20 protein-coding genes and 1 tRNA gene are annotated in these 20,548 nt (G+C 59.6%); 9 read left to right on the top strand and 12 right to left on the bottom strand.

Annotated features, from left to right (window positions below; genetic code table 11):
• Positions 1–16: 16 nt before the first annotated feature.
• The gene (locus G0P99_RS06980; RefSeq protein WP_164128669.1) at positions 17–421 is read left to right on the top strand and encodes a periplasmic heavy metal sensor; all 405 of its coding nucleotides are present in this window, start codon (positions 17–19) and stop codon (positions 419–421) included.
• Here the strand turns inward: G0P99_RS06980 and G0P99_RS06975 are convergent.
• Complete coding sequence (locus G0P99_RS06975; protein WP_239059720.1) at positions 395–1,885, bottom strand: diguanylate cyclase; 1,491 nt, start codon at positions 1,883–1,885, stop codon at positions 395–397. The two genes, G0P99_RS06980 and G0P99_RS06975, sit on opposite strands and share 27 nt — an antisense overlap.
• 31 nt (positions 1,886–1,916) lie before the next feature.
• On the opposite strand from G0P99_RS06975, the gene G0P99_RS06970 reads away from it, so the two are divergent.
• The 7 genes from G0P99_RS06970 (at position 1,917) to G0P99_RS06940 (ending at position 9,878) form a co-directional block, all read left to right on the top strand.
• A complete protein-coding gene (locus G0P99_RS06970; RefSeq protein WP_164129239.1) occupies positions 1,917–2,198 on the top strand; it encodes a DUF3572 domain-containing protein in 282 nt (93 codons plus the stop codon).
• A 24-nt stretch (positions 2,199–2,222) separates the two neighbouring features.
• On the top strand, positions 2,223–2,912 hold the full coding sequence (locus G0P99_RS06965; RefSeq protein WP_164128668.1) for an HAD family hydrolase: 690 nt from the start codon (positions 2,223–2,225) through the stop codon (positions 2,910–2,912).
• Between the two features lie 118 nt (positions 2,913–3,030).
• The gene (locus tag G0P99_RS06960) at positions 3,031–4,590 is read left to right on the top strand and encodes a trimethylamine methyltransferase family protein (protein WP_164128667.1); all 1,560 of its coding nucleotides are present in this window, start codon (positions 3,031–3,033) and stop codon (positions 4,588–4,590) included.
• A gap of 92 nt (positions 4,591–4,682) precedes the next feature.
• Positions 4,683–6,461 (top strand): DUF4153 domain-containing protein, encoded by a 1,779-nt coding sequence (locus G0P99_RS06955; protein ID WP_164128666.1) that lies wholly within the window; start codon positions 4,683–4,685, stop codon positions 6,459–6,461.
• An 85-nt stretch (positions 6,462–6,546) separates the two neighbouring features.
• Entirely contained in the window at positions 6,547–7,134 is a 588-nt protein-coding gene (locus G0P99_RS06950) for a heme NO-binding domain-containing protein (RefSeq protein ID WP_164128665.1), read from the top strand.
• Positions 7,131–8,213: a GGDEF domain-containing protein gene (locus G0P99_RS06945; RefSeq protein WP_164128664.1), complete on the top strand. Its 1,083-nt coding sequence runs from the start codon at positions 7,131–7,133 to the stop codon at positions 8,211–8,213. Before G0P99_RS06950 ends, G0P99_RS06945 begins: the two co-directional genes overlap by 4 nt.
• 387 nt (positions 8,214–8,600) lie before the next feature.
• Positions 8,601–9,878: a peptidoglycan-binding protein gene (locus G0P99_RS06940; protein WP_164128663.1), complete on the top strand. Its 1,278-nt coding sequence runs from the start codon at positions 8,601–8,603 to the stop codon at positions 9,876–9,878.
• 20 nt (positions 9,879–9,898) lie between these two features.
• Here the strand turns inward: G0P99_RS06940 and G0P99_RS06935 are convergent, their stop codons facing one another.
• From G0P99_RS06935 to G0P99_RS06900, 8 genes are all read right to left on the bottom strand, one after another.
• Positions 9,899–10,645 (bottom strand): CbiX/SirB N-terminal domain-containing protein, encoded by a 747-nt coding sequence (locus tag G0P99_RS06935; protein ID WP_239059719.1) that lies wholly within the window; start codon positions 10,643–10,645, stop codon positions 9,899–9,901.
• Position 10,646: 1 nt separating this feature from the next.
• Positions 10,647–11,591: an AEC family transporter gene (locus tag G0P99_RS06930; protein WP_164128661.1), complete on the bottom strand. Its 945-nt coding sequence runs from the start codon at positions 11,589–11,591 to the stop codon at positions 10,647–10,649.
• 71 nt (positions 11,592–11,662) lie between these two features.
• The gene (locus G0P99_RS06925) at positions 11,663–12,463 is read right to left on the bottom strand and encodes an MBL fold metallo-hydrolase (protein WP_164128660.1); all 801 of its coding nucleotides are present in this window, start codon (positions 12,461–12,463) and stop codon (positions 11,663–11,665) included.
• Entirely contained in the window at positions 12,460–13,275 is an 816-nt protein-coding gene (locus tag G0P99_RS06920; RefSeq protein ID WP_164128659.1) for a TatD family hydrolase, read from the bottom strand. Before G0P99_RS06920 ends, G0P99_RS06925 begins: the two co-directional genes overlap by 4 nt.
• Entirely contained in the window at positions 13,272–14,393 is a 1,122-nt protein-coding gene (locus G0P99_RS06915; protein ID WP_164128658.1) for a DNA polymerase III subunit delta', read from the bottom strand. The genes G0P99_RS06920 and G0P99_RS06915 overlap by 4 nt, the downstream gene beginning before the upstream one ends.
• Positions 14,390–15,025, bottom strand: coding sequence for a dTMP kinase (gene tmk, locus G0P99_RS06910; protein WP_164128657.1), 636 nt, complete (start codon positions 15,023–15,025; stop codon positions 14,390–14,392). Before tmk ends, G0P99_RS06915 begins: the two co-directional genes overlap by 4 nt.
• Positions 15,022–16,188 carry a D-alanyl-D-alanine carboxypeptidase family protein gene (locus G0P99_RS06905; protein WP_164128656.1) on the bottom strand — a complete coding sequence of 389 codons (1,167 nt, stop codon included), beginning with the start codon at positions 16,186–16,188 and terminating at the stop codon, positions 15,022–15,024. Before G0P99_RS06905 ends, tmk begins: the two co-directional genes overlap by 4 nt.
• 17 nt (positions 16,189–16,205) lie before the next feature.
• On the bottom strand, positions 16,206–17,075 hold the full coding sequence (locus tag G0P99_RS06900; RefSeq protein ID WP_164128655.1) for an SPOR domain-containing protein: 870 nt from the start codon (positions 17,073–17,075) through the stop codon (positions 16,206–16,208).
• 208 nt (positions 17,076–17,283) lie between these two features.
• Here G0P99_RS06900 and G0P99_RS06895 point away from each other — a divergent pair.
• Positions 17,284–17,373 (top strand) — tRNA-Ser (locus tag G0P99_RS06895).
• A 375-nt stretch (positions 17,374–17,748) separates the two neighbouring features.
• Here G0P99_RS06895 and G0P99_RS06890 read toward each other — a convergent pair.
• Genes G0P99_RS06890 through G0P99_RS06880 form a run of 3 tightly spaced genes read right to left on the bottom strand, consistent with a single transcriptional unit; the run spans position 17,749 to position 20,065 of the window.
• Positions 17,749–19,425, bottom strand: a complete 1,677-nt coding sequence (locus tag G0P99_RS06890) for a recombinase family protein (RefSeq protein WP_164128654.1) — start codon at positions 19,423–19,425, stop codon at positions 17,749–17,751.
• Positions 19,422–19,838, bottom strand: coding sequence for a DUF2924 domain-containing protein (locus tag G0P99_RS06885; protein ID WP_164128653.1), 417 nt, complete (start codon positions 19,836–19,838; stop codon positions 19,422–19,424). The genes G0P99_RS06890 and G0P99_RS06885 overlap by 4 nt, the downstream gene beginning before the upstream one ends.
• A complete protein-coding gene (locus G0P99_RS06880) occupies positions 19,838–20,065 on the bottom strand; it encodes a DUF3489 domain-containing protein (RefSeq protein WP_164128652.1) in 228 nt (75 codons plus the stop codon). The genes G0P99_RS06885 and G0P99_RS06880 overlap by 1 nt, the downstream gene beginning before the upstream one ends.
• Between the last annotated feature and the right edge of the window lie 483 nt (positions 20,066–20,548).

Genomic DNA, 20,548 nt, shown 5'->3' with positions numbered 1-20,548 from the left:
GGTGACGTCCCTTGCCTTGAACCTGCTGGTGATCGGATTGGGGATCGGCATTGCCTGGAGGCATGGACCGGGGCGGGATCACAGGCCGCCGCCAACGGCAATTGCCCTTTTTCTTGCCTTGCCGGAGCAGGATCGCAAAATCCTGCGGGACGCTTCCCATCAAGGCGCAAGAGAGGCCGGTGAACGTGGCAGCCATTCCATGGCGGCCATTGTCGAGTTGCTGAAAGCCCGCCCGTTCGACCCTGATCGTTTTGCGGCTCACTTGCAGGCACAAGAAGCGATGCGCGGTCAAAGACTGGCCAGGATGCAGCAAGAGATGTTGAGCCGTATCGCGGCCATGAGCGAAGACGAGCGCGTAGAATATGCGGATCGGCTTACATCGCTTGCCGGAAAATCACGCCACAAACCCTGGCGGGACTGACAGGGGCAGCGGTGCCACTGTTACCTTCGAGACCCGGTTGCGGCCCTCTTCCTTGGCGGCATAAAGCGCCTGGTCGGCGCGGTCGATCAATTTGGTTGCAAGTTGATTGCGTTGAAAATCACGCAAGTCCGATGCCGTTGCAGCAAACAGGCCAATGCTCAGGCTTGCCGAGACATGTCTGCCACTGTCTGAAATCGCGAAAGTGGAACGGCTGACATGCGCACATAGCCTGTTTGCCACTTGCAGGGCTTCGTCTTCTCTTGTTCCCGGCAACACGATCAGGAACTCTTCGCCGCCAATTCGCGCCAACAAGTCAGTCGGGCGAAGCTGGGATTTGAGACGTATCGCCGTTTCGATCAGAACCGCGTCGCCGGCGGGGTGACCAAACCGGTCGTTAATTGTCTTGAAGTGATCGAGATCCGCCAGCAAGACGGCAAGGGGTTTGCCTGTATCGGCCATCAGTCCCGCTAGCCTCTGCAATTCGGGCATGGCAAAGCGCCTGTTGTAAAGGCCGGTCATCGGATCAATCATCGCGGCCTCGACGCGGGCGCGAAGGGAGTCGCGATACCTGTCCGCCCGCGCCTTGCGCTTGAGCTGAGTTTCGAGACGCAACGCCAGTTCGTGTACTTCGAATCCGGCCGGCATAACATCGTCTGCCCCCCGGTCCAGGGCATCGGCGGCCAAGTGAGGGTTGGCCGGATTTGGAACACCAAGGATCGCCGCATTTCGGGTGATGGTCCTGGCCCGCAAGTCGGCGAGCAGGCGCATGCCGGTCGTCCCATCGTTCAATTCGACCACGATTGCATCCGTTGCCCGTTCGTTGAGCAGGTTCTGGGCGTCTTCGATCCGATGCAGATCCATGTCGCAGGCCATCAGGCCCTTGAGCCGGGAGCGCCAGATTGCTCCGGTTCCCGGTGTCTGGGTTACAATCGCGATGTTGGGCAAGCGACGCGGCCCGATGTATTCGACCGGGCTTTCATCGAGTTCCATAATATGCGATCCACTTTGTTCGCGCAGCTCCAGCGCTCTGGAGTGCGCGCGGATCAGACTCCGGATCCGGGCCAGCAGAATGACATCGTCGCACGGCTGGCTCAGTACGTCGTCAATGCCTGCGGCCAACGCCTTGCGGCGCGTCGAATGGTCATTCTGCGGTGCAATCGCGATCAAGGGGATGTCGGAGCAATCCGGAGTACCGGTCAGACATCTTTTGAGATCCAGCGCATTCCCGTCCGGTAGCGAATATGCGCACAGGATCAGGTCTGGCCGGACCCTGCGTATGATCCCGAGCACCCCGTCCAACCGGTCGCTCTGTACAACATGATACCATGCCGCCGACAACTGGACCTTGAGCATGATCCGGTTCGTGGACACGCCGTCCAGTATCAGTATCGTTCCATGCACCGCACCAGTCCTTCGACTATTGCTTTCAATTCTTGTCAAAGTGTTTATGAGACTGGTTAACAAACCCTTTCCGAGCGTTACCGCCCCTATGGCTATGCCGATTTCCGCCGATGCCGCCGAAACTATCGCCCTGAAAGCTCTGGTCTGGCTGTTGGGGAATGATGATCTATTGCCTGTTTTTCTGGGTTCGACAGGTGCTGATCCCGCCGAAATGAAGGAACGCGCCACCGAGCGCGCTTTCCTGGCGTCGGTATTGGAGTTTCTCACCATGGACGATGCTTGGGTTGTCGCGTTTTGCGATGCAGAGGGCTTGGCGTATGACTATCCTATGCAGGCACTTACTGCACTGGCCGGAGCCAAGGTGCACTGGACCTGACATTTCAAACCGGAGCCATAACAGATGCCAATTGACGCCTTGTTGTTCGATAAGGATGGAACCTTGTTCGATTTTGCGGCGACTTGGGGTGCGTTCGGCCGGTCATTTTTGACCCGTGTCGGCGGCGGCGACGCAGGGCGTGCGGCGCAACTGGGGGCCATGATCGGATTTGATTTTGACCAAGGGCAGTATGCGCGCGACAGTATCGTGATTGCGGGTACTCCGGGCGAGATCGCCGAGGCCCTGCTGCCAGAGCTGAACGGCTTCGCTCATGCGGAACTGGTCGCGATGATCAACGAGGAAAGCGCCCGCGCTCCACAGGTTCAGGCGGTGCCGCTGGCCGGATTTCTGGATGAAATGCGCGGTCGTGGTCTTAAGCTGGGTGTTGCCACCAATGATGGCGAGGCCCCGGCGCGGGCGCATCTGGGATCTGTCGGGGTGGCCGACAAGTTCGATTTCATCGCGGGTTTCGACAGCGGCCACGGCGCCAAACCCGGACCGGGCCAGATGTTGGCCTTTGCCAAGACAGTTGGCATGGACCCGGCGCAAGTTGCCATGGTGGGCGACAGCACGCATGACATGCTGGCAGGTCGCGCCGCAGGGATGGTAACGGTTGCCGTTCTGACCGGCCTTGCAAAACATGACGAACTGGCCCCGCATGCGGATGTTGTCCTGCCCAACATTGGCCATATCCGGGATTGGCTGGCCTCTTGACCACAAAAATCGGTTAGGGCGGCAGTAAAACAGAAAAAAACGACATATGGTGTCGGTGTCAGGGCGGCATGGTCCCCAAGACATGAGAGTTTTGAACCGTCCAGATCAGGAGGGTTCCATGGCTGACACTGATACCCGCAAACGTCGTGGCGGTGGCCGGGCTGGTGCCGCCGCCCGCAGAGGCAAGGCTGTGATCGAGCAAATGCCCTGGCGCTTGCCCGTCAACGTCGACAGACCGACCGAACCGCTGGATCAGGAGGGTGTCGAGGCCATTCACGACGGCGCCATGCGCATTCTCGAAGAGATCGGTATCGCCTTTTTCAACGAAGAAGCGCTGGCCTTGTTCCGGCAAGCCGGGTGCAAGGTGGACGGTGACGTGGTGCGCATGGGGCGCGACTGGGTCATGGAGATGGTATCCAAGGCGCCCCGTGAATTCACAATCACACCTCGGAACCCTGAAAGAACGCTCAAGATCGGCGGCAATGTGATCCTGTTCGGCAATGTCTCTTCGCCGCCAAACTATTGGGACATGGAGATCGGCCGCAAGGTGCCGGGCAATCGCGAGCAATGCCGGAACCTGCTGAAACTGACCCAGTATTTCAACTGCATCCATTTCGCCGGCGGCTATCCGGTGGAACCTGTGGATATCCATGCTTCGGTTCGGCATCTCGACGTGCTTTATGACAAGCTCACGATCTCGGACAAGGTCATGCATGCCTATAGCCTGGGCAAGGAGCGGGTCGAGGACGTGATGGAGATGGTGCGCATCGCCGGGGGCCTCAGTGACGAGGAGTTCGAGGCGACGCCGCGGATGTACACCAACATCAACTCGACTTCGCCGCTGAAACATGACCATCCGATGATCGACGGTTGTCTGCGGCTGGCCCGGCGCGGGCAGGCGATCGTGGTGACGCCCTTTACGCTGGCGGGCGCGATGGCGCCGGTGACCATGGCGGGGGCGGTGGCGCAATCGCTGGCCGAGGCGCTGTGTGCCATCGCGCTGTTCCAATATGTGCGACCGGGCATTCCCTGTGTGATCGGCACGTTTACCTCGAACGTGGACATGAAATCGGGCGCGCCTGCCTTTGGCACGCCGGAATACATGCGCGCCACCCAGATGACCGGCCAGATGGCCCGGTTCTACGGCCTGCCCGTGCGCTCGTCCGGGGTCTGCGCCGCCAACGTGCCCGATGGCCAGGCCATGTGGGAGACGTCGAACTCGCTCTGGGCGGCGGTGCAGTCGGGCACCAACATGGTCTATCACGCCGCAGGCTGGCTGGAGGGCGGGCTGATCGCCAGTCCCGAGAAGTTTATCATGGATTGCGAGGTGCTCCAGCAGATCCAGCGCTACATGGAGCCCGCCACCTATGCCACCACACCCGATGATATTGCGTTGGACGCGATCCGCGCGGTCGGCAATGACGGGCATTTCTTTGGCATCCAGCACACGCAGGACCGTTACACCACCGCCTTTTACCAGCCGTTCCTGAGCGACTGGAAGAACTACGAGGGCTGGGAGGCAGCGGGTGCCGTCTGGACGCCGGAACGCGCGCATCACATGTTCAAGGAAATCATCGGCAGTTTCGAAGCTCCCCCGCTCGACGAAGCGATCCGGGAGGAACTGGCCGAGTTTGTCGCCAGACGCAAATCCGAAGGGGGCGCACCCACTGATTTCTGATCCGGGACAGGCTAGAGCGTGCTGCTCCCCATGGAGTCCCGTCGCCTTGGCGGTTAGGCTCATTTGAACATGGACTGAGCAGGGAAGACACCATGCCCGACAATCGCCTTACGCCCGAAGTCCGCGCCCGGCTGAGTCAGGCTGTTGCTGGTTTTATGGCCGCGCTGGCGCTTTGGGCGTTGGCAGAGACATGGTCAGTCTCAACTTTTCCAGACATGGCGCGGCTTGGGCTGCTGACTTTTGTCTTGGTGCATGCGGGCGTATCACTGACCATGTCGGGAACTGTGGATTTGCTGCGGTCTCTGGTCGGGGCTTTCCTGGTCTCGGTCCCGGCCACGGTTTTGGCTCTGTCTGTTGGCTCACGGTTCGATGTGGCCACCAATGCGCTTGACCACCCGAACCTGGTTTCGGCAATGAGCACGCTGGTCTTTGTCGCGACCCCATTCCTGGCTGTCTGGTTGAAGGACACGAAGCGCTGGAACGACTACAGCCTCCTGTTTGAGACCGCCTGGGAGATCACGACCCGTTTTCTTTTGGTTTGGCTGTTCCTGGCCATGGTCTGGCTGGTTCTGTTTCTGTCCGATGCCCTGCTTGACCTGGTCAAAATCGGATTGGTCGACATCGTCATGCGTACGGCTTGGTTGGCATTTGGGTTGAGCGGAGCGGTAATTGGCTTCGGTCTGGCCGTTATTCACGAAGTCAGGGAAAAAGTGGCACCGTTTCCGCTGCTTCGGTTGCTTCGCCTGTTGGTGCCGGTGATGTTGGGGGTCGTTTCCATATTCTTGATTGCCCTTCCGTTGCGCGGTTTGACCGGGTTGTTTGGCGATCTTTCGTCCGCCGCTATCCTGATGGTGACGGCGTCTGCGGCGATCGCGCTTATTTCCACGGCAGTCGACCGTGACGACGCACATGCCATTCAGACCGCTGGAATCGTACGGGCGACCCGTATGCTCGCCATACTGTTGCCAATTCTGGTCGGTCTGGCCATCTGGGCTCTGGCGGTTCGTGTCTCAAGCTATGGTTGGACGCCGGACCGGATGCTGGCTGCAGTGATTGCCGGACTTCTTTCGGTCTACGCAACCGGCTATGCCGGATTGGCTCTTGTCGGTGAGAACTGGCAAAGCCGTTTGCGGCGATGCAACGTGGGCTTTGCGATCCTGCTTCTCGGTCTGGCGGCGATCTGGCTGACACCTGTGTTGGATGGTTATCGCATTTCGACGGCGAGCCAGGTGTCACGCTATGATGCCGCTACCGCTGGCCCTGACGAACTTCCGATCTGGGAAATGGCGCATGATTGGGGAAAGGCCGGCGACCAAGGGCTTGAGCAACTGGCGACAATGGCACGGGTTCGCAATGACCAGGAGCTGTTGCGCACGATCGACCGGGCCCGCCGGATCGAGAGCCGATATCAGTTCAGCGAACCCGATTTCTTTCTGCCGTCCGATGAGATTGTACCAGAGCTGTTGGCAAAAATGCCGGTGGCAGGGGAGCGGAGGCCATTGGATGCCAACGATCTGACGGATGTCCCGGCACACCAGCTTGAAACCTGGCACGATGGATGCCAGCGGGTCTTGCCGAACGGTCGTCCGGGCTGCCTTTTCCTGCGTGGCGCCTTTAGTCCGGTTGCAGATGCCGATGGGCAAGCGTTCGTGTTGTATCTGGATGCGGATGGATTTGTGCGTGTCACCCACCTGTTGCGCAGTTCCAATGGTGATTTACGGCTTCGGGCCGCCGGGGCCCCAGCGGAAAACGAAAATGAAACGTTTCCGATCGAGGTCTTGATGCAGGCGCAGAGTGGGCAGTTTGCCATCGTACCTTCGGGTCAGAAGGCCCTGGACGTCGCGGGAAAGGTGATTGCTCCGAGAGAATAGGAGCTTTGATCATTCTCTGATGCCCCGTTGGAGCTTTGTTAATGTTTCCGGTGCGAGACTGTGGCGAACGTAACGAGGATCCTTCATGCATGGCCTCATCAACAAGGCGATACAGTCCTTTGTATGTAACACCTATGGCAAAAGCCGTTGGATCCGCGTGACAGAGGCGGCGCATCTAGGGTTTGTCGAGTTCGAGGCGATGCTTGTCTATGACGACGAGGTGTCTCGCAGGGTGTTGGACGAATTGTGCCGCGAGTTGGGGCGACCGGAGCGGGAAGTGCTCGAAGACGTTGGTACCTACCTGGTGTCCAATCCGAATACCGAAGCCTTGCGCAGACTGCTCCGCTTTGGCGGAGTGAGTTATGTCGAATTCCTGCATTCGCTGGATGATCTCCCTGACCGCGCACGTCTGGCGGTATCCGATTTGGACTTGCCGGCACTCGAGTTGACAGAATCAACAGGCGGGCGGTTCACCCTGGCATGCCACAGCGGGTTGCGAGGCTTTTCTTATGTGCTGCTGGGGATTCTTCGGGCAATGGCCGATGACTACGGGGCGCTGGTGATGCTGGAGCACGCGGGCCAGGTCAATGAGTGTGAAATGATAGAGATCACGCTGATCGAAACGGATTTTGCCGAAGGCCGCACCTTCGAACTCGGGGCCCGAGCCAGATGAAAGACAGGGAAAATCTTGCTTACCTGCTGGAAAAACTGTGCCCGATGTTTGTTCTGCTTGATGCTGCGGGCAGGATAGCCAGTGCCGGTCCGACCTTGCAGAAGCTGCGTCCTGAAATGGAGATGGTCGGAAAACTTTTCCTGGAAGTTTTCGAGTTGTTGCGACCACGGTCGGTGGCCAGCATGCAGGCTATCGCAAGTTCAGGTGCAAAACTGCACCTTCGGTTCCGGGACACCCCCCGAACGGCCTTGAAGGGCGTCATCGTTCCGCTCCCTGGAGACGAGGGCGCCGTCATCAACCTTTCGTTCGGGATATCTATCCTTGACGCGGTGCGTGACTATGCCCTCACAAGCGCCGATTTTTCGGGAACCGACTTGGCGATCGAACTGCTTTATCTGGTCGAAGCGAAATCGGCCGCGATGGAAGCTTCACGCACATTGAATCTGCGTCTTCAGGGGGCGATGATCGCCGCCGAGGAACAGGCTTATACCGATACATTGACCGGGTTGAAGAACCGCCGTGCAATGGATCACATCCTGGCCCGGTTGACCAATGGCGTGACGCCTTTCAGCCTGATGCATCTGGATCTTGACTACTTCAAGTCCGTCAATGACACGCTGGGGCATGCCGCAGGCGATCACGTGTTGCAGCAGGTTGCCAGGATAATGGTGGAAGAAACCCGTGGAGACGACACCGTTGCGCGCATCGGTGGTGACGAGTTCATTCTGATTTTCAATCACTTGCAGGACAAGGAAAAGCTGGAAAGAATTGCCCGCCGATTGATCGACCGCTTGGAGGAACCCATCCTTTTCAACGGAGAGAAATGCCAGATTTCGGCAAGCATCGGTATTGTTTTGTCCACACAGTTTGTGTCGCCCGAAGCGTCCAAGCTCATCCATGCTGCCGATCTGGCTTTGTATGCAGCAAAACGAAAGGGCCGGGCGACATACAGGTTCTACAACAGAAACCTGACGCTTCCGGTGGTGGCCGAAGACGGGCCGCCAGATGGTGGCAGCGCAGGCAACGATTTCAGTGAAGCGACCGAACGACGCCCTGGACAGGATGCGCAGCCAGGATAAGAGAGGCATCGGCGGGAAACAAGGCAAGCGTTGCGACCTGCGGGAGACACCTCAGATTGGCATACGCGCATTACACAATGGAAGTGCTCGTCAATGCACGACCGGAAAGATCATCGGGCAGGGTTTGACGCCATCGAGGCTGATGCATGCAGGTGAGAAATCGGGTGACCACCGAAAATTTCACATGATGCTCAGATGGATCGGGTGACATTTCCGGCCTGAGGCATTGCCCTTTCCGGTTCGTAAACAGGCGCCTCGCCTTCACCGTCCAACAACCTTGACAAACACCTGCGGGTTTGGTGCCATTCAGTACAGATTAATTCATTTTCGTAGCCGGTTTTCCTGCTCGCCTTGCGCATTGGAAAACCATGGAGAAAGGTGATTGAGATGACAAAAGCACGCCTTTGTGCCTCGGTCGTTGCGGCCAGCATGGTCGTTGTGCCCGTACAGCGGGCCATGGCCGATGAAGCAGCCGCCCTGATTGGCGGCGCCCTGCTTGGGGGTCTGATCGTCAACGAAGTTCACAAGAACAAGCAGCGCCAACAGCAGGCCGCCCGTACTACACCCCGAAGTTCGGGCACGTCCTCTGCCCAGCGGCAGGAAAACCGCGAAGTACAGTCGGCTCTTAACTATTTCGGGTACAATGCCGGGGCTGTTGACGGATCTCTTGGGCGCCGGAGCCGTGGCGCGATTGCCCAGTATCAGGCGGACATGGGGTTTGTGACCGACGGCTACCTCGATCAGCACGAATTGGGTTTCTTGCTGACGTCGCACCAGCGTGCCTTGGCCAGCGGGCATGTGGCGCCGTACAACCAGATTCTGGCAAGCCAGGGGCAGGCGGGTCTGTTGCGCACCTATCGCAATGAACAGCTGGGCATTCAAACCCCGCAGGCTGTGCAGCCGGGTCAGCCTCAAACCCATATGGCGACGACGTCTCAGCCGCTGACCACCGCGCCCACCCTGGCTGCACGTGCTGACACGGGAGCGGCGCTGCCGAATTTCGGGTTTGCGCAACAGGGTACGAAGTCGATCAATGCGCATTGCAATGAGGTCAATCTGCTGACCACGTCGAACGGCGGCCTGAGTCGTTCGGGGCAGGTTCGCGAGCCCGTCTTCGCGCTTAACGAACAGTTCTGTCAGGCGCGCAGTCAGGCGATGGTCGAGGCAAGCCAGATCGAAGTGACGATACCGAACATGACATCCGTTCAGATCGAGCAACAATGCGAAGGTCTGACGCAAGCGATGGCACCGCAAATGGTGGGTATCGACACCAAGGCGCCATCCGAAGTTGTGGCTTCGACGTCGACGTTCCTGCAAAACTCGGGCCAACAGATGCCGAGCCTGATTTCCGGTGGCAAGGTATGTCTTGGGGTGGGGTACAGGATCGACGATGCCGAAATGACCCTGGCATCGGCGACGCTGCTCGCCTCTGCCGGGCAGCTTGGGTATGGCGAGATTATCAGCCACCAGTTGCGGCAAGGGTTCGGTGCGCCCATCGGAATGGCGCGGGCAGGCGAATGGATGCGTCTGGCGCTGAATGCAGCGCAAAGCGGTTCCAGCGTGCTTGGCCAGAACCCGGAGCGGATCGCGGTTCTGTCCCAGGCGTCCACTGCTCCGGCGGCACCCGGTCTTCCGGTGTTCTCGGTCTCGACAAGCGGGAATTGAATGGGGTGTATCGCGGCGGGTCAGTCACCCGCCGCGGTATCTGAATACTCGGATATCCTGCGCGCTATCAGAGACGTCACAGACGGGATATAGCCCAGCACAGGCAGAGTGTCCCCTTGAAAGCTCGCTTCGGTCAGGGCCAATGGTATGTCGTCCTGAACATGGCCGCCCGCACAGGCGAAAAATGGCAAGCACAGGACCTGATTGCCACAGTGCCGGGCAGCATCGGCAATTGATGGCGCTTGTTCGACATAGCCAACGTTGATCCTGGCGAAGCCTGCCAACGATTGAAGTGCATCCGCAAAACGTTGCGCGGCGATCGCCGGATTCAGGCTGCGCCCCGATCCATGCGCTGCCACAACCAGTTCAGTGTCCCTGGCTTGCCAGCCCCGCGCACTCAGCGCATCGCGCAAATGCTGTGCAACTGCCTGTGGCAGATCAGGGTCTATGCCGATCGGCGGCATGATCGGATTCACTCGTGACCCGAGCCTGCGCGGCAACGCGGTGGTGACAAACCACCCATCGGAAGTGAACAGAGGATAGATCGGGGTTGATGCAGGCAGCCGGTCCAAAACGGTTTCAAGATACCCGCAAGAGGCCAGTGTTGCCGAATGAACCGTCACCTCTGGTACATTGGTTTGAATCTGGTTTGCGATCTCCGCCAAGTCATCCTCGGCGGGATTCGGATCAGAGGGTTGCCCGTGGGCCACCAGCAAGGCGTGTTTTGAATTGATCATGGAAAGAGTTGTGTTGCTGCCTTTTCCCAAGTCAAGGTGCTGAACTGCCCAAAAGGGTCAACCAAGCCCATACGGTGAAAATGGACGCCCCGGTTGCGATCAGGACTGACGAGGCCGCGACGCGCTTTGCCCTGCCGTAGATATTGGCAAAGATATAGGCGTTGAAACCGGGGGCCATGGCCGCATTCAACACGCCGGACCGGAACAAGCCCTGTTCCACCGACAGGGCCGATCCGAAAAGCCAGACCAGCGCCGGGTGGGCCATAAGGGATATCACGCAAACATATGCAATGACGCGCAGATCCCCTTCGGGCCGGTATTGCACCAGTACGCCGCCCAAGGCGAACAAAGCGCCGGGCAGGGCGGCGCGTGTGATCAGAGACAGGCCGTCGTCCAGGATCTGTGGCAGCCCGAAACCGCTCAGGTTTACGGCGAAGCCCATGGCAATGCCCAGGATCAGCACATTTCGGAACATGGCCGAAAGAACCGAACTGGCCGTCTTCCGTCCACCCCGGCCGCGGTTGCGGATCACCTCCATCACGGTGATCCCAAGGCCATAGCAGAACGGCGAGTGGATCGCGATGATCGCATAGTTCCCGGTCAAATTCTCGGGTCCATAGGCGCGTTCGGTGATGGCCAGCCCCAAAAGCACTGAGTTGGAGAAGAGGCAGCAGAACCCGATGACAACGCTGTCCTCCCATTCGCGCCCAAAGATGTACCGGGCCCCAAACAACCCGGCGGCAAAACAAAGGGTGGCGCCGGCATAAAAGCTGCCGAGAAGCGCGGGGTCGAAACTGGCGTTCAGATCAAGATTGGCAATTGCGCGAAACAACAGGCAGGGTATTGCAAAGCCCTGTGTAAATCTCATCAGCCCGTCGATGTGTTCAGGCTTGAAATAGCCCGCGAGAGTGGCTCCGTACCCTGCACCAATAACCAGAAAAACAGGTAAGATGACGTCGATCAGGGCCTGAAACATGTGTGTCCTTATCCGTGTCGACGTGTTGCGAAGCAGTCAATCGGGATATCCGCTGGGATAACTCTCATCTGTCAAAGCGGATACCGAATAACCATGCCGTCATAAGCAGGTTCAATATGGTCCGGCGTTTCTGCTGAAACGGTGGCATGATCAAGGTCGATATGCATGTTCGTCAGCACCGCGCGACGGGGTGCTGCCTTGGCGATCCAGTGCAGGGATTTTTCCAAGTGCGCGTGGGTTGGATGCGGCGTGCGCCGCAAGGCATCCAGAATCCAGCAATCCAGCCCTTGTAAGTCTTGCCAGGACTCTTCGTAAATCTCGGCCACATCCGGCAGATAGGCCAGATCGTGAATCCGGAATCCCAAACTGTCGATCGAACCGTGCCCAACCCGAAACGGACGAAAGGGAATGGGGCCGCCGGGACCATCGATCTCGAATGGCCCGGAGATTGTCTTCATTTCAAGGATGGGCGGGTAAGGTGAGCCTTCGGGTTGGACAAAAGCATAGCCAAACCGGGACAGCAATGCGTTTTGAGTGTCGCCATCGGCCCACACCGGAACCCGCGCACGCATGTTGAAAACGATCATGCGAAGATCGTCGATCCCGTGCACATGGTCGGCATGGGAATGGGTGTAGACAACAGCGTCCAGACGCCCTGTTCCCGCCTCCAGAAGCTGGTTGCGCATGTCCGGCGTGGTGTCGATCAGAACCGTCGTGGTCCCATCCGGGCCTTCGCGCTCGACCAGCATGGAACACCGCTGGCGGCGGTTCTTGGGATTTGACGGATCGCAATCGCCCCAATGCCCACCCAGTCGCGGTACACCGCCGGAAGACCCGCAGCCCAATATGGTGAAACGCAGTTCCATCGTCATGCCGCAGCCCTGAAACGAACGACCTTGGCGAACAGCCGGTCGAAGTTGGCTTGTGTTTGCGCCGCAAATTCAGAGTAGTCGATGCCAAAGACTTCGGCGCCCTTTCGCGCGGTATGCGCGGTATAGGCGGGTTCGTTCCGTTTGCCGCGATGCGGGGGCGGGGCAAGATAGGGCGCGTCGGTCTCCACTAGAATGCGGTCCAGAGGCGCGGCGGCAAAAATGTTTCTCAGGTCCTGACTTTTGGGAAAGGCCGCAATCCCCGACATGGATAGATAAAACCCTAAATCCAATGCGGCTCGGGCCAGCTCTGCCGACGAAGAGAAACAATGCATCACGCAGGAGTAGGGAGCGTTGCGATACTCTTCCGACAGGATACGGGCCATGTCATCGTCTGCCGCGCGGGCGTGAACGATCAGCGGAAGCCCGGTTGTCTGCGCGGCCTGGATGTGGATACGCAAGGATTGTTTCTGAACCTCGGCGCTGTCGGCAGTATAGTGATAATCCAGCCCGGTCTCGCCAATGCCCACGAATTTCGGGTGCTTGCTGAGCACGGTCAATTCCTCGACCGTGGCCATGGGTTCTGTTGCGGCGCTCATCGGGTGGGTGCCAGCCGCATAGAAAACCGGTGGGTGGGCTTCCGCGATGGCACGAACAGCCGGTTCATTCCTGAGACGGGTGCAGATCGTCACCATTCGCGTTACACCCGCGCGACACGCGCGGGCCACGATATCATCGAGTTGCCCTTCGAAATCGGGAAAGTCGAGATGGCAATGGCTGTCGGTGATTTCCGGTGTCGTTTCGGTTGCGCTCATTGGCTCCAACTGGCGGTATCCTGCATTTTGAATACCGTATCTAGGACAAGCGCAGCGGGGTCAAGGTTGACCGCCTGACCATGGCGGGCCCGGGCAGAGATCGTCGCGGCGATTTCGGCCCAGCGCCGACCGCTTTCGGGATCGGGGGCGAGACCCGCCAGTACTTTCGCCTCTCCCTGTCTAACCTCTGGTTCCGGCGGCCGTCCGGTCGCACCTGTGCGGGCCAGCCGCGCCAGCACGATTTCGATCAGCTTCAACAAGAGATCGAACCGTTGCGCAGCGTCCCGGCCCGCCGCTGCTTCGGCCAGAGCAAGGGCGCGCTGCCGATCCAGCCGGGGCAGGCTGGCCAGAATTGCAAGGAGCTCACCATAAAGTTTGAGACCGTCCAGTTCGATCAGTCGCAGCGCCGCGCCGACCGAGCCGCTGGCCAGGACGGCCAGATCTGCGATCTCTTCCGGCATTCCTGCTCCTGCCTGATCCAAGGCCGCTTGCAACGCTTCGGGTTTCAGCGGCGACAGCCGAAGGGTCCGACAGCGGGACCGGATCGTTGGCAACAGGTGCGAGGGTTGATGCGAGACCAACAGCAGAGTGGTCCGCGCGGGCGGCTCTTCGAGCATCTTCAAGAGTGCGTTGGCCGCGCTGGTGTTCATCTCGTCCGCGCTGTCGACAATGACGACACGGCGTCCGCCATCTGCTGCGCTAAGGCCAAAGAACCGGCCAAGCTTGCGGACATCATCGACCACGATCTCTGATCGCAGCCGTCCCTGATCGTTCACCGACCGGGTGATCGCCGCCAGTCCGGGTTCGGCTCCTGCCAAAATGCGGTGCGATACAGGGTGGTCCGGTGCGATGTCCAGCGTGTCGGGCGGCGGCGGGGCGCCAAACAACCCACCGTCTGTCATAGGTGGGGTTGCCAGCAAGAACCGGGCAATGCGCCAGGCCAAGGTTGCCTTGCCAACCCCTTGCGGACCGGTCAGCAGCCAGCCGTGGTGCAGCCGACCAGAACAATAGGCGTCCAGAAAAGCTTGTTCGGCCGCATCTTGCCCGAACAGGCACGCCGTCTCACGCGGATGCGGGGCGCCGGGAACCTGATCCGGGGCTGGAACCTCGTCGCTCATGGCATCGACCGCAGTTCGCGCAGAACGATGTTCGATACGTCCTGGGCGACCCTGTCCGCGTCACGATTGCCGTCCACGACATGAAACCGGTTCGGGAACTCCTGCGCAAGTTCCAGGAACCCGGCGCGCATTTTCCGTTGCAACTCTGGTCCGAAATCCTCGAACCTTTCCTCGGTTCCCTGGCGCCCCTTGGCGCGGGACAGGCCGGTCTCGGGATCCATGTCGATCAACAAGGTGATATCGGGTTCACGCCCGATCATCAGCTTGTGCAACTGGTCGACCAGTTGTCGAAGATCGCCGCGTGAAAGCCCCTGGTACATGCGGGTGCTGTCGGCGAACCGATCACAGATGACAATCTTGCCCGCCTCCAGCGCCGGCAGGATCGTGCGTTCCAGATGGTCGCGACGGGCGGCGGTAAAAAGCAAAATCTCCGTCTCTGCCGACCAGCGATCCGGCTCGCCTTCAAGCACAAGACGCCGGATTTCCTCGGCACCGGGTGAACCACCCGGTTCGCGGGTCAGAACAACCTGGTGCCCAAGGTTGGTCAGAGCTTTGGCCAACCGCCTGGCTTGAGTGGATTTCCCCGAGCCGTCGATCCCTTCGAACGTCAGGAACAGCCCCTTGCCAGTCACATCGCCTCCGGCGCGCCGCTGCCGAACTGTTGCAGCAGCATTGTTGCGGCTGTTTTCATCCGTACAACGAAGCCGCCAGCGGCCACATCCTCGGACGCCACCAAGGGGCGGCGGATTTCAGGCAGTTCTTCGGGCTTGATGACCAGTTCGGCAATCTTCTGACCCTTGGCAATCGGTGCATTGATGGGGCCGTCATAGACCACCTCGGCCTCGATTCGCTTGTCCGACAGCACTGGCAGCAAAAGGTCCAGATCCTCTGCCGGAACCAGACCTACCGATTGTTTCGCTCCCATCCAGACTTCGGCTTGGGCGACCGGAGTGTCGGCTCGGGCAACGGTCTTGGTGGCAAAGTGGCGAAAGGACCAGTTCACGATCGCCTCCGCCTCCTCTGCGCGACGGGTTTCGCTCTCGAGCCCGGTGATGACAAAGATCACCCGACGATCACCCTGTTTGGCTGAACCCACCAGGCCATAGCCGGCCTCGGCAGTATGTCCGGTCTTCAATCCATCGGCCCCGATATCAAGGCGCAGCAACGGGTTACGGTTGCGCGTGTTAGACGGCGCCCGTCCGTCAAAGGCGAATTCGGTTTCGGCAAACAAGGGGTAGTACTCGGGAAAGTCGGCAATGAGCCGACTGGCGAGAATGGCAAGGTCATGGACCGACATCAGATGCCCGGCTGCCGGCCAGCCATTGGAATTGGCGAAGGTTGACTGGGTCATGCCCATCAGTTTGGCGCGTTTGGTCATGAACCGAGCGAAACCGGCCTCGGTGCCGTCCGGGCTCAGCGCTTCGGCGATCACCGCGCAGGCGTCATTGCCGCTCAAAACGATGATGCCCCGCAGCAGATCCTCGACCCGGACGCGGTCGGTCGTGTTCAGGAACATGGTCGAGCCACCATAGCTCATCGCGTTCTGAGAAACCGGCAGGCGCTCGTCCAGGGACAGGCGTCCGTCACGCAGGGCCTCGAAGGCGACATAAAGCGTCATCAGCTTTGACATCGATGCAGGCGGCAGCGCCTCGTCGGCATTTTTGGCCAGCAGCACGGTTCCGGTGCTTTGATCCAGCACATATGCCGCGCGCGCAGACGTATCGAATGCGTGGGCCGGTATAGCGGTCAGCGCGAGCCCCAGGGCCAGGGCGGCGTAACGAAACGAACTCAACACCGGAATGAACCTCCGTCTTACTTCTTGACCGCATAGGCATCGGAGAACCCGGTGGACTTGACCTGGTCCAACAACGCCGTGCGCTCGGATTTGGATTGGGCGGGGCCGACAACGACACGCCAGAACGGCTTGCCGTTTGTCGATTCCTGCCGGACTGTCGGCACCATGCCCGCCGCACGCATCTGGTCGGCGGCACGCTTGGCATTCGCCTCGACACTGAAGATGCCGATCTGGATATAGGGTTTGTCGAGGCTCGAAGTCTTCGGCTTCGGGGCCGTGGACGGTGCAGGCGTGGCGGGTTGCTGTGTGGCCGGAGCAGAAGCTTCGATCGCGGCGGCGGCGCCTGCGACCGGATCAAGCGGTGTTTCCGAGACCTCAGGCAATTCCTCAAGTGACGCAGTATCAGCCGTTGCCGGATCGACCACAGGCTCTTCCTGAACCTCTTCGCGGCGCAAGGCCGTCACGTTCAACTGGACCGGAGCGCCGGCGAGCATCCCGAGTGCTGCCGCGGCATCGGAAGAGGCCTGGATTCTCGGTCCGGGAATGTCGCGCTCGCGCCGAAACAGCGCACCGATCACGAATTTGTCGTTGCTGGCGTTTCGAATGATGACGCGTTCGGGCTCCTTGACATCTGGATGAGCGACCCACACACCGCCCAGCGAGGGGCGACCATCCCAAAGTCCGGCCTCTGTCACCTGGAACACATCCGGCGCCTCGACATCGCGTTCGACCAGCTTGGTGCTGCGCGTCTCGGTCGTGGCCTCATTGTCCTTCGGCTGAAGAAAAGGCACACCTGCGCCGTCTTCGCATGCCGCAAGAAAGACAAGGCTAAAACCCAGGGCGAGAATGCGGATACGGGGGCCTGCCTTCGCCATTTCAACTTGCATGTCGACTACTTCCTTGCCTGTTTCGGGACAATTCTTGTCCCGGTGCCGGTTTTCCGGTCATTGCGCTATTGCGGGTGGGGTGTCCCGCGTCGTGCGGATCATAACCTGAGGGCTTTGGCTTTGAAAGCCCGCTGCATCGTACTCGGCAAGTTTTGACAAGAAGAGGGACTTGCCTCGGCTTTGCGGAGATCTTAGACGTCAACCTGTCGGGGAGGTGGCAGAGCGGTCGAATGCGGCGGTCTTGAAAACCGTTGATGGTGAGAGCCATCCCAGGGTTCGAATCCCTGTCTCCCCGCCAGCCACCCGAGTCTCATTTTCCCTGTGCTTTCTGCGTCGAAATTCTTCCACAATTCCCGTGGGTTGCGCGGCCATCTCCTCAACTGAGACGGTGGTGGAAGCAAGTTGTGGCGTGGATTTTCCTTGAAGTCTCAGTACGGGTTTTGGGCGGGTGCGCTTTGGCCGAGATTTCCCTGTTTGCAGGGAATCTGCAGGGAATTTTGTCATTTTGGCGGGTGTTTCGCTTCTTCTGCCAAAGATTCTTTTGGGGTTATCAAAGGCTTTGGATTTGATTTCCCTAAAAGATGGAACAGGGAATTTTCTGACGCGAGCAGGGAATGTTCAAACGGGGATCAGGGAAATGGAATCCGACAGCAGGGAAAGCTGGTATTGGGTGTCAGGAGAACCCGAAGAGGCGTTCCTGTTCGGCCCAATCGAGCGGATGTGTGATGCTGACGAGACGCTTGAGGGTCAGCTCGGGCGGCTGAGTGCCTTCGAGGATGGCCGCCTGGATTTTGGGCGACAGGAAGGCGAGTTGAGTGCGGTTGCGGATAAAGGAACCAGGAACCTTTTCGCGATGCGCGATGTCGGACAGCTGGACACCGGATTTCAATTCCCGGGCCCAGCCATGGGCGCGGATCAGCATGGCATGGAGATGGGGGTCGGGGTCCGGGTGCGCATCGCCGACGATGATCTTCGTCTCGACCCCGCGTCGGCGAAGATCGAACGGGGCTGTCACCTGCAGCAGGTCGGGCAGCAATAGGTCAGCGGGAACGCCGAGCAGCCGGGCAAGGGTTGCGCCATCGAGGTCGAGCTCGATGCGACCGCGTGACAGGACGCCTGAGAAGAGAAGTTCGGCGCCGAGGCTGCCGCCTTTGGTTGCCAAACGCGCAACAAGGTCCAGGACCAACAGGTTCGTCGCTTCGGTTGTGCTTGCATCGGGCTCCAGCAGCACCCAATGCGCATGGGCTGCTTTGGTCAGGTGCCTTGCCATGACATCGAGCACAGTCTTTTCCAGCAGGGGTGCAGGCAAGCGCCAGCCGGCGGGATCCTTGCCGCCCGAGATCAGCCGGTTCGATACGTAATAGCGCAGCCTGCGACCGACCCGGGTCGTGTGGGTTGGGGTCAGCTTGTCACCGGTTTCGTCGCGCAACTTTCCAGTCAGCCAGGCCCCGATATCATTGACGGCACCGGGTTCGTTGCTTGAACCGCGTCCCCGGGTTGATGCGGTCCGCATCCGGCTCTGAACCCGGTTCCAGAGATCATCCTCAATGATCGCCGGGTGCTGGCCGGGCCAGATCTTGTCCTTGTGGCGGATCTGTCCAAGGTAGACCGGGTTGCGGAGCAGGTAATAGATCTGTCCGCGGGACAGTGGCCGGTCGCCCGAGATGGTCCCGTTCGCACACACCCGGCGTTTGGATCGCAATCCCTCTGCGGCGGCTATGTCCGCCACCCGGCGAAGACAGCCATGCTCGGCATAGAGCGTAAAGAGGCGCAACACGGTTGATGCCTCGTCCTTGTTGATGACCAGGGTCCTGGTGGTTTGATCGGGATGCCTGTCATAGCCCAGTGGCAGGTTTCCGCCCATCCAGAGCCCCTTTTTCTTGGAGGCCGCGATCTTGTCGCGGATCCGCTCAGCGGTGACTTCGCGTTCAAACTGGGCAAAGGACAAAAGCACGTTCAAGGTCAGTCGCCCCATCGAGGACGAGGTGTTGAAAGCCTGGGTGACCGAGACGAATGAGCAGTTTGCCTTTTCCAACCGTTCAACCAGCTTGGAGAAGTCGGCGAGCGACCGGGTCAACCTGTCGATCTTGTAGACCACGACCATGTCGATGCGCCCGGCATCGATCTCGTCCAGCAACCGCTGAAGGGCAGGGCGTTCCAGGGTTCCGCCTGAAAGGCCGCCATCGTCATAGCGCTCTGGAAGTAGCTTCCAGCCTTCGTGACGCTGGCTGGCGACATAAGCCGCGCAGGCTTCGTATTGCGCATCAAGCGAGTTGAACTCCAGTTCGAGACCATCCTCGGAGGATTTGCGGGTGTAGATGGCACAGCGGATTTTCGGGCGTCCGGTCATTTCGCGGCCTTTCCGCCGAGGCCAAAGAAGCGCGGTCCTGACCAGTGTGCCCCGGTGATTTCCCGGGCAATGGCCGAGAGCGACCGCCAGCTCCGCCCGTTCCAGCTGAACCCGGAATCTGAGACATCGACCACATGGGTCACACCGTTCCATTCCCGGAGCAGGCGCCCGCCTGGTTTCATCGCCGGGCTTGTCGGGGTCGGTTTTTGGGGTCGGCCCTTATCGAGGGCACTACGCACACGCTGCGACAGCCCACCCTGACGGCGGGACTGCAGTTCAAAGGCCAGAAAGCGGCGCAGGAAGGGCTGGCTCAGCATCTTGGGGGCCGGCTCTTCAAAAATCTCCTGCCAAAGATCAAGTAGCTGGGAGCGGCCCATGGCTTCGAGGTTGGCGATCTCGACCCACTTTGACATCAGTTCGCCTCCGGACCCGAAACAAGATGGTAGGTCGAAGGGCAGCCCCTGTTTTCCGATGGGCGCCGCTCAATCTCTGCCCCCTTCTTGCGCAAGGTACTGAGAGCCGCCCTTGCCGAATGGGGTTGCCACCCGGTGGCCTTGCAGAGCGCCTCCAGCGTGGCTCCGGCCGGCCGTCGCAACATCGCCGTTACCTTGTCGATCTTTGTCTGTTTGGTTTTCGACATGTCTGGTTCCTCGAGCTTAGGGGGAGGCGACAGGCCAGCCCCGGTACCGAGGAGAGCCCGAATGCGTCGGGCCTGGGTCCAGTGATGCGTGGTTTGCGGTGTCAGTCCAGTCCTTTCAGGGTTGGCGATTCTCTGGAGGCAGATTTCAGGTATCTAATATCGCTATTTGCGATAGTTTTCGTGAAGGCGGAGGGAGAATCCGGTCTCAACTATCGCTATTTGCGATAACGCACTAATAATGTGGCATAAATTTTGATTTCTTGGCAAAAAAATCGGCTCACATTGTGTGCCCCACCTTGAGATTGCCCTCGACTTAATGTAGCTTTTCAAAAGGGTCTTCGATCCGACGGCTGCCAGTGTCCCGGATCGTTCGGAGGAAACCGAGCCTAGTTCTGGCGAAAGTCCACGAGACGGATGTGCTTGTGGCGGTGCGCTCTGGAAAGGGCAGCGGCATGTCTTGGAATGGACTGCCGGTTCAATCTT

It is taken from the genome of Ruegeria sp. PrR005 (assembly GCF_010500245.1).
In the GTDB taxonomy this organism is placed as follows: Bacteria; Pseudomonadota; Alphaproteobacteria; order Rhodobacterales; family Rhodobacteraceae; genus Ruegeria_B; species Ruegeria_B marisflavi.
This window is presented reverse-complemented; position numbering and strand designations above follow the sequence as displayed.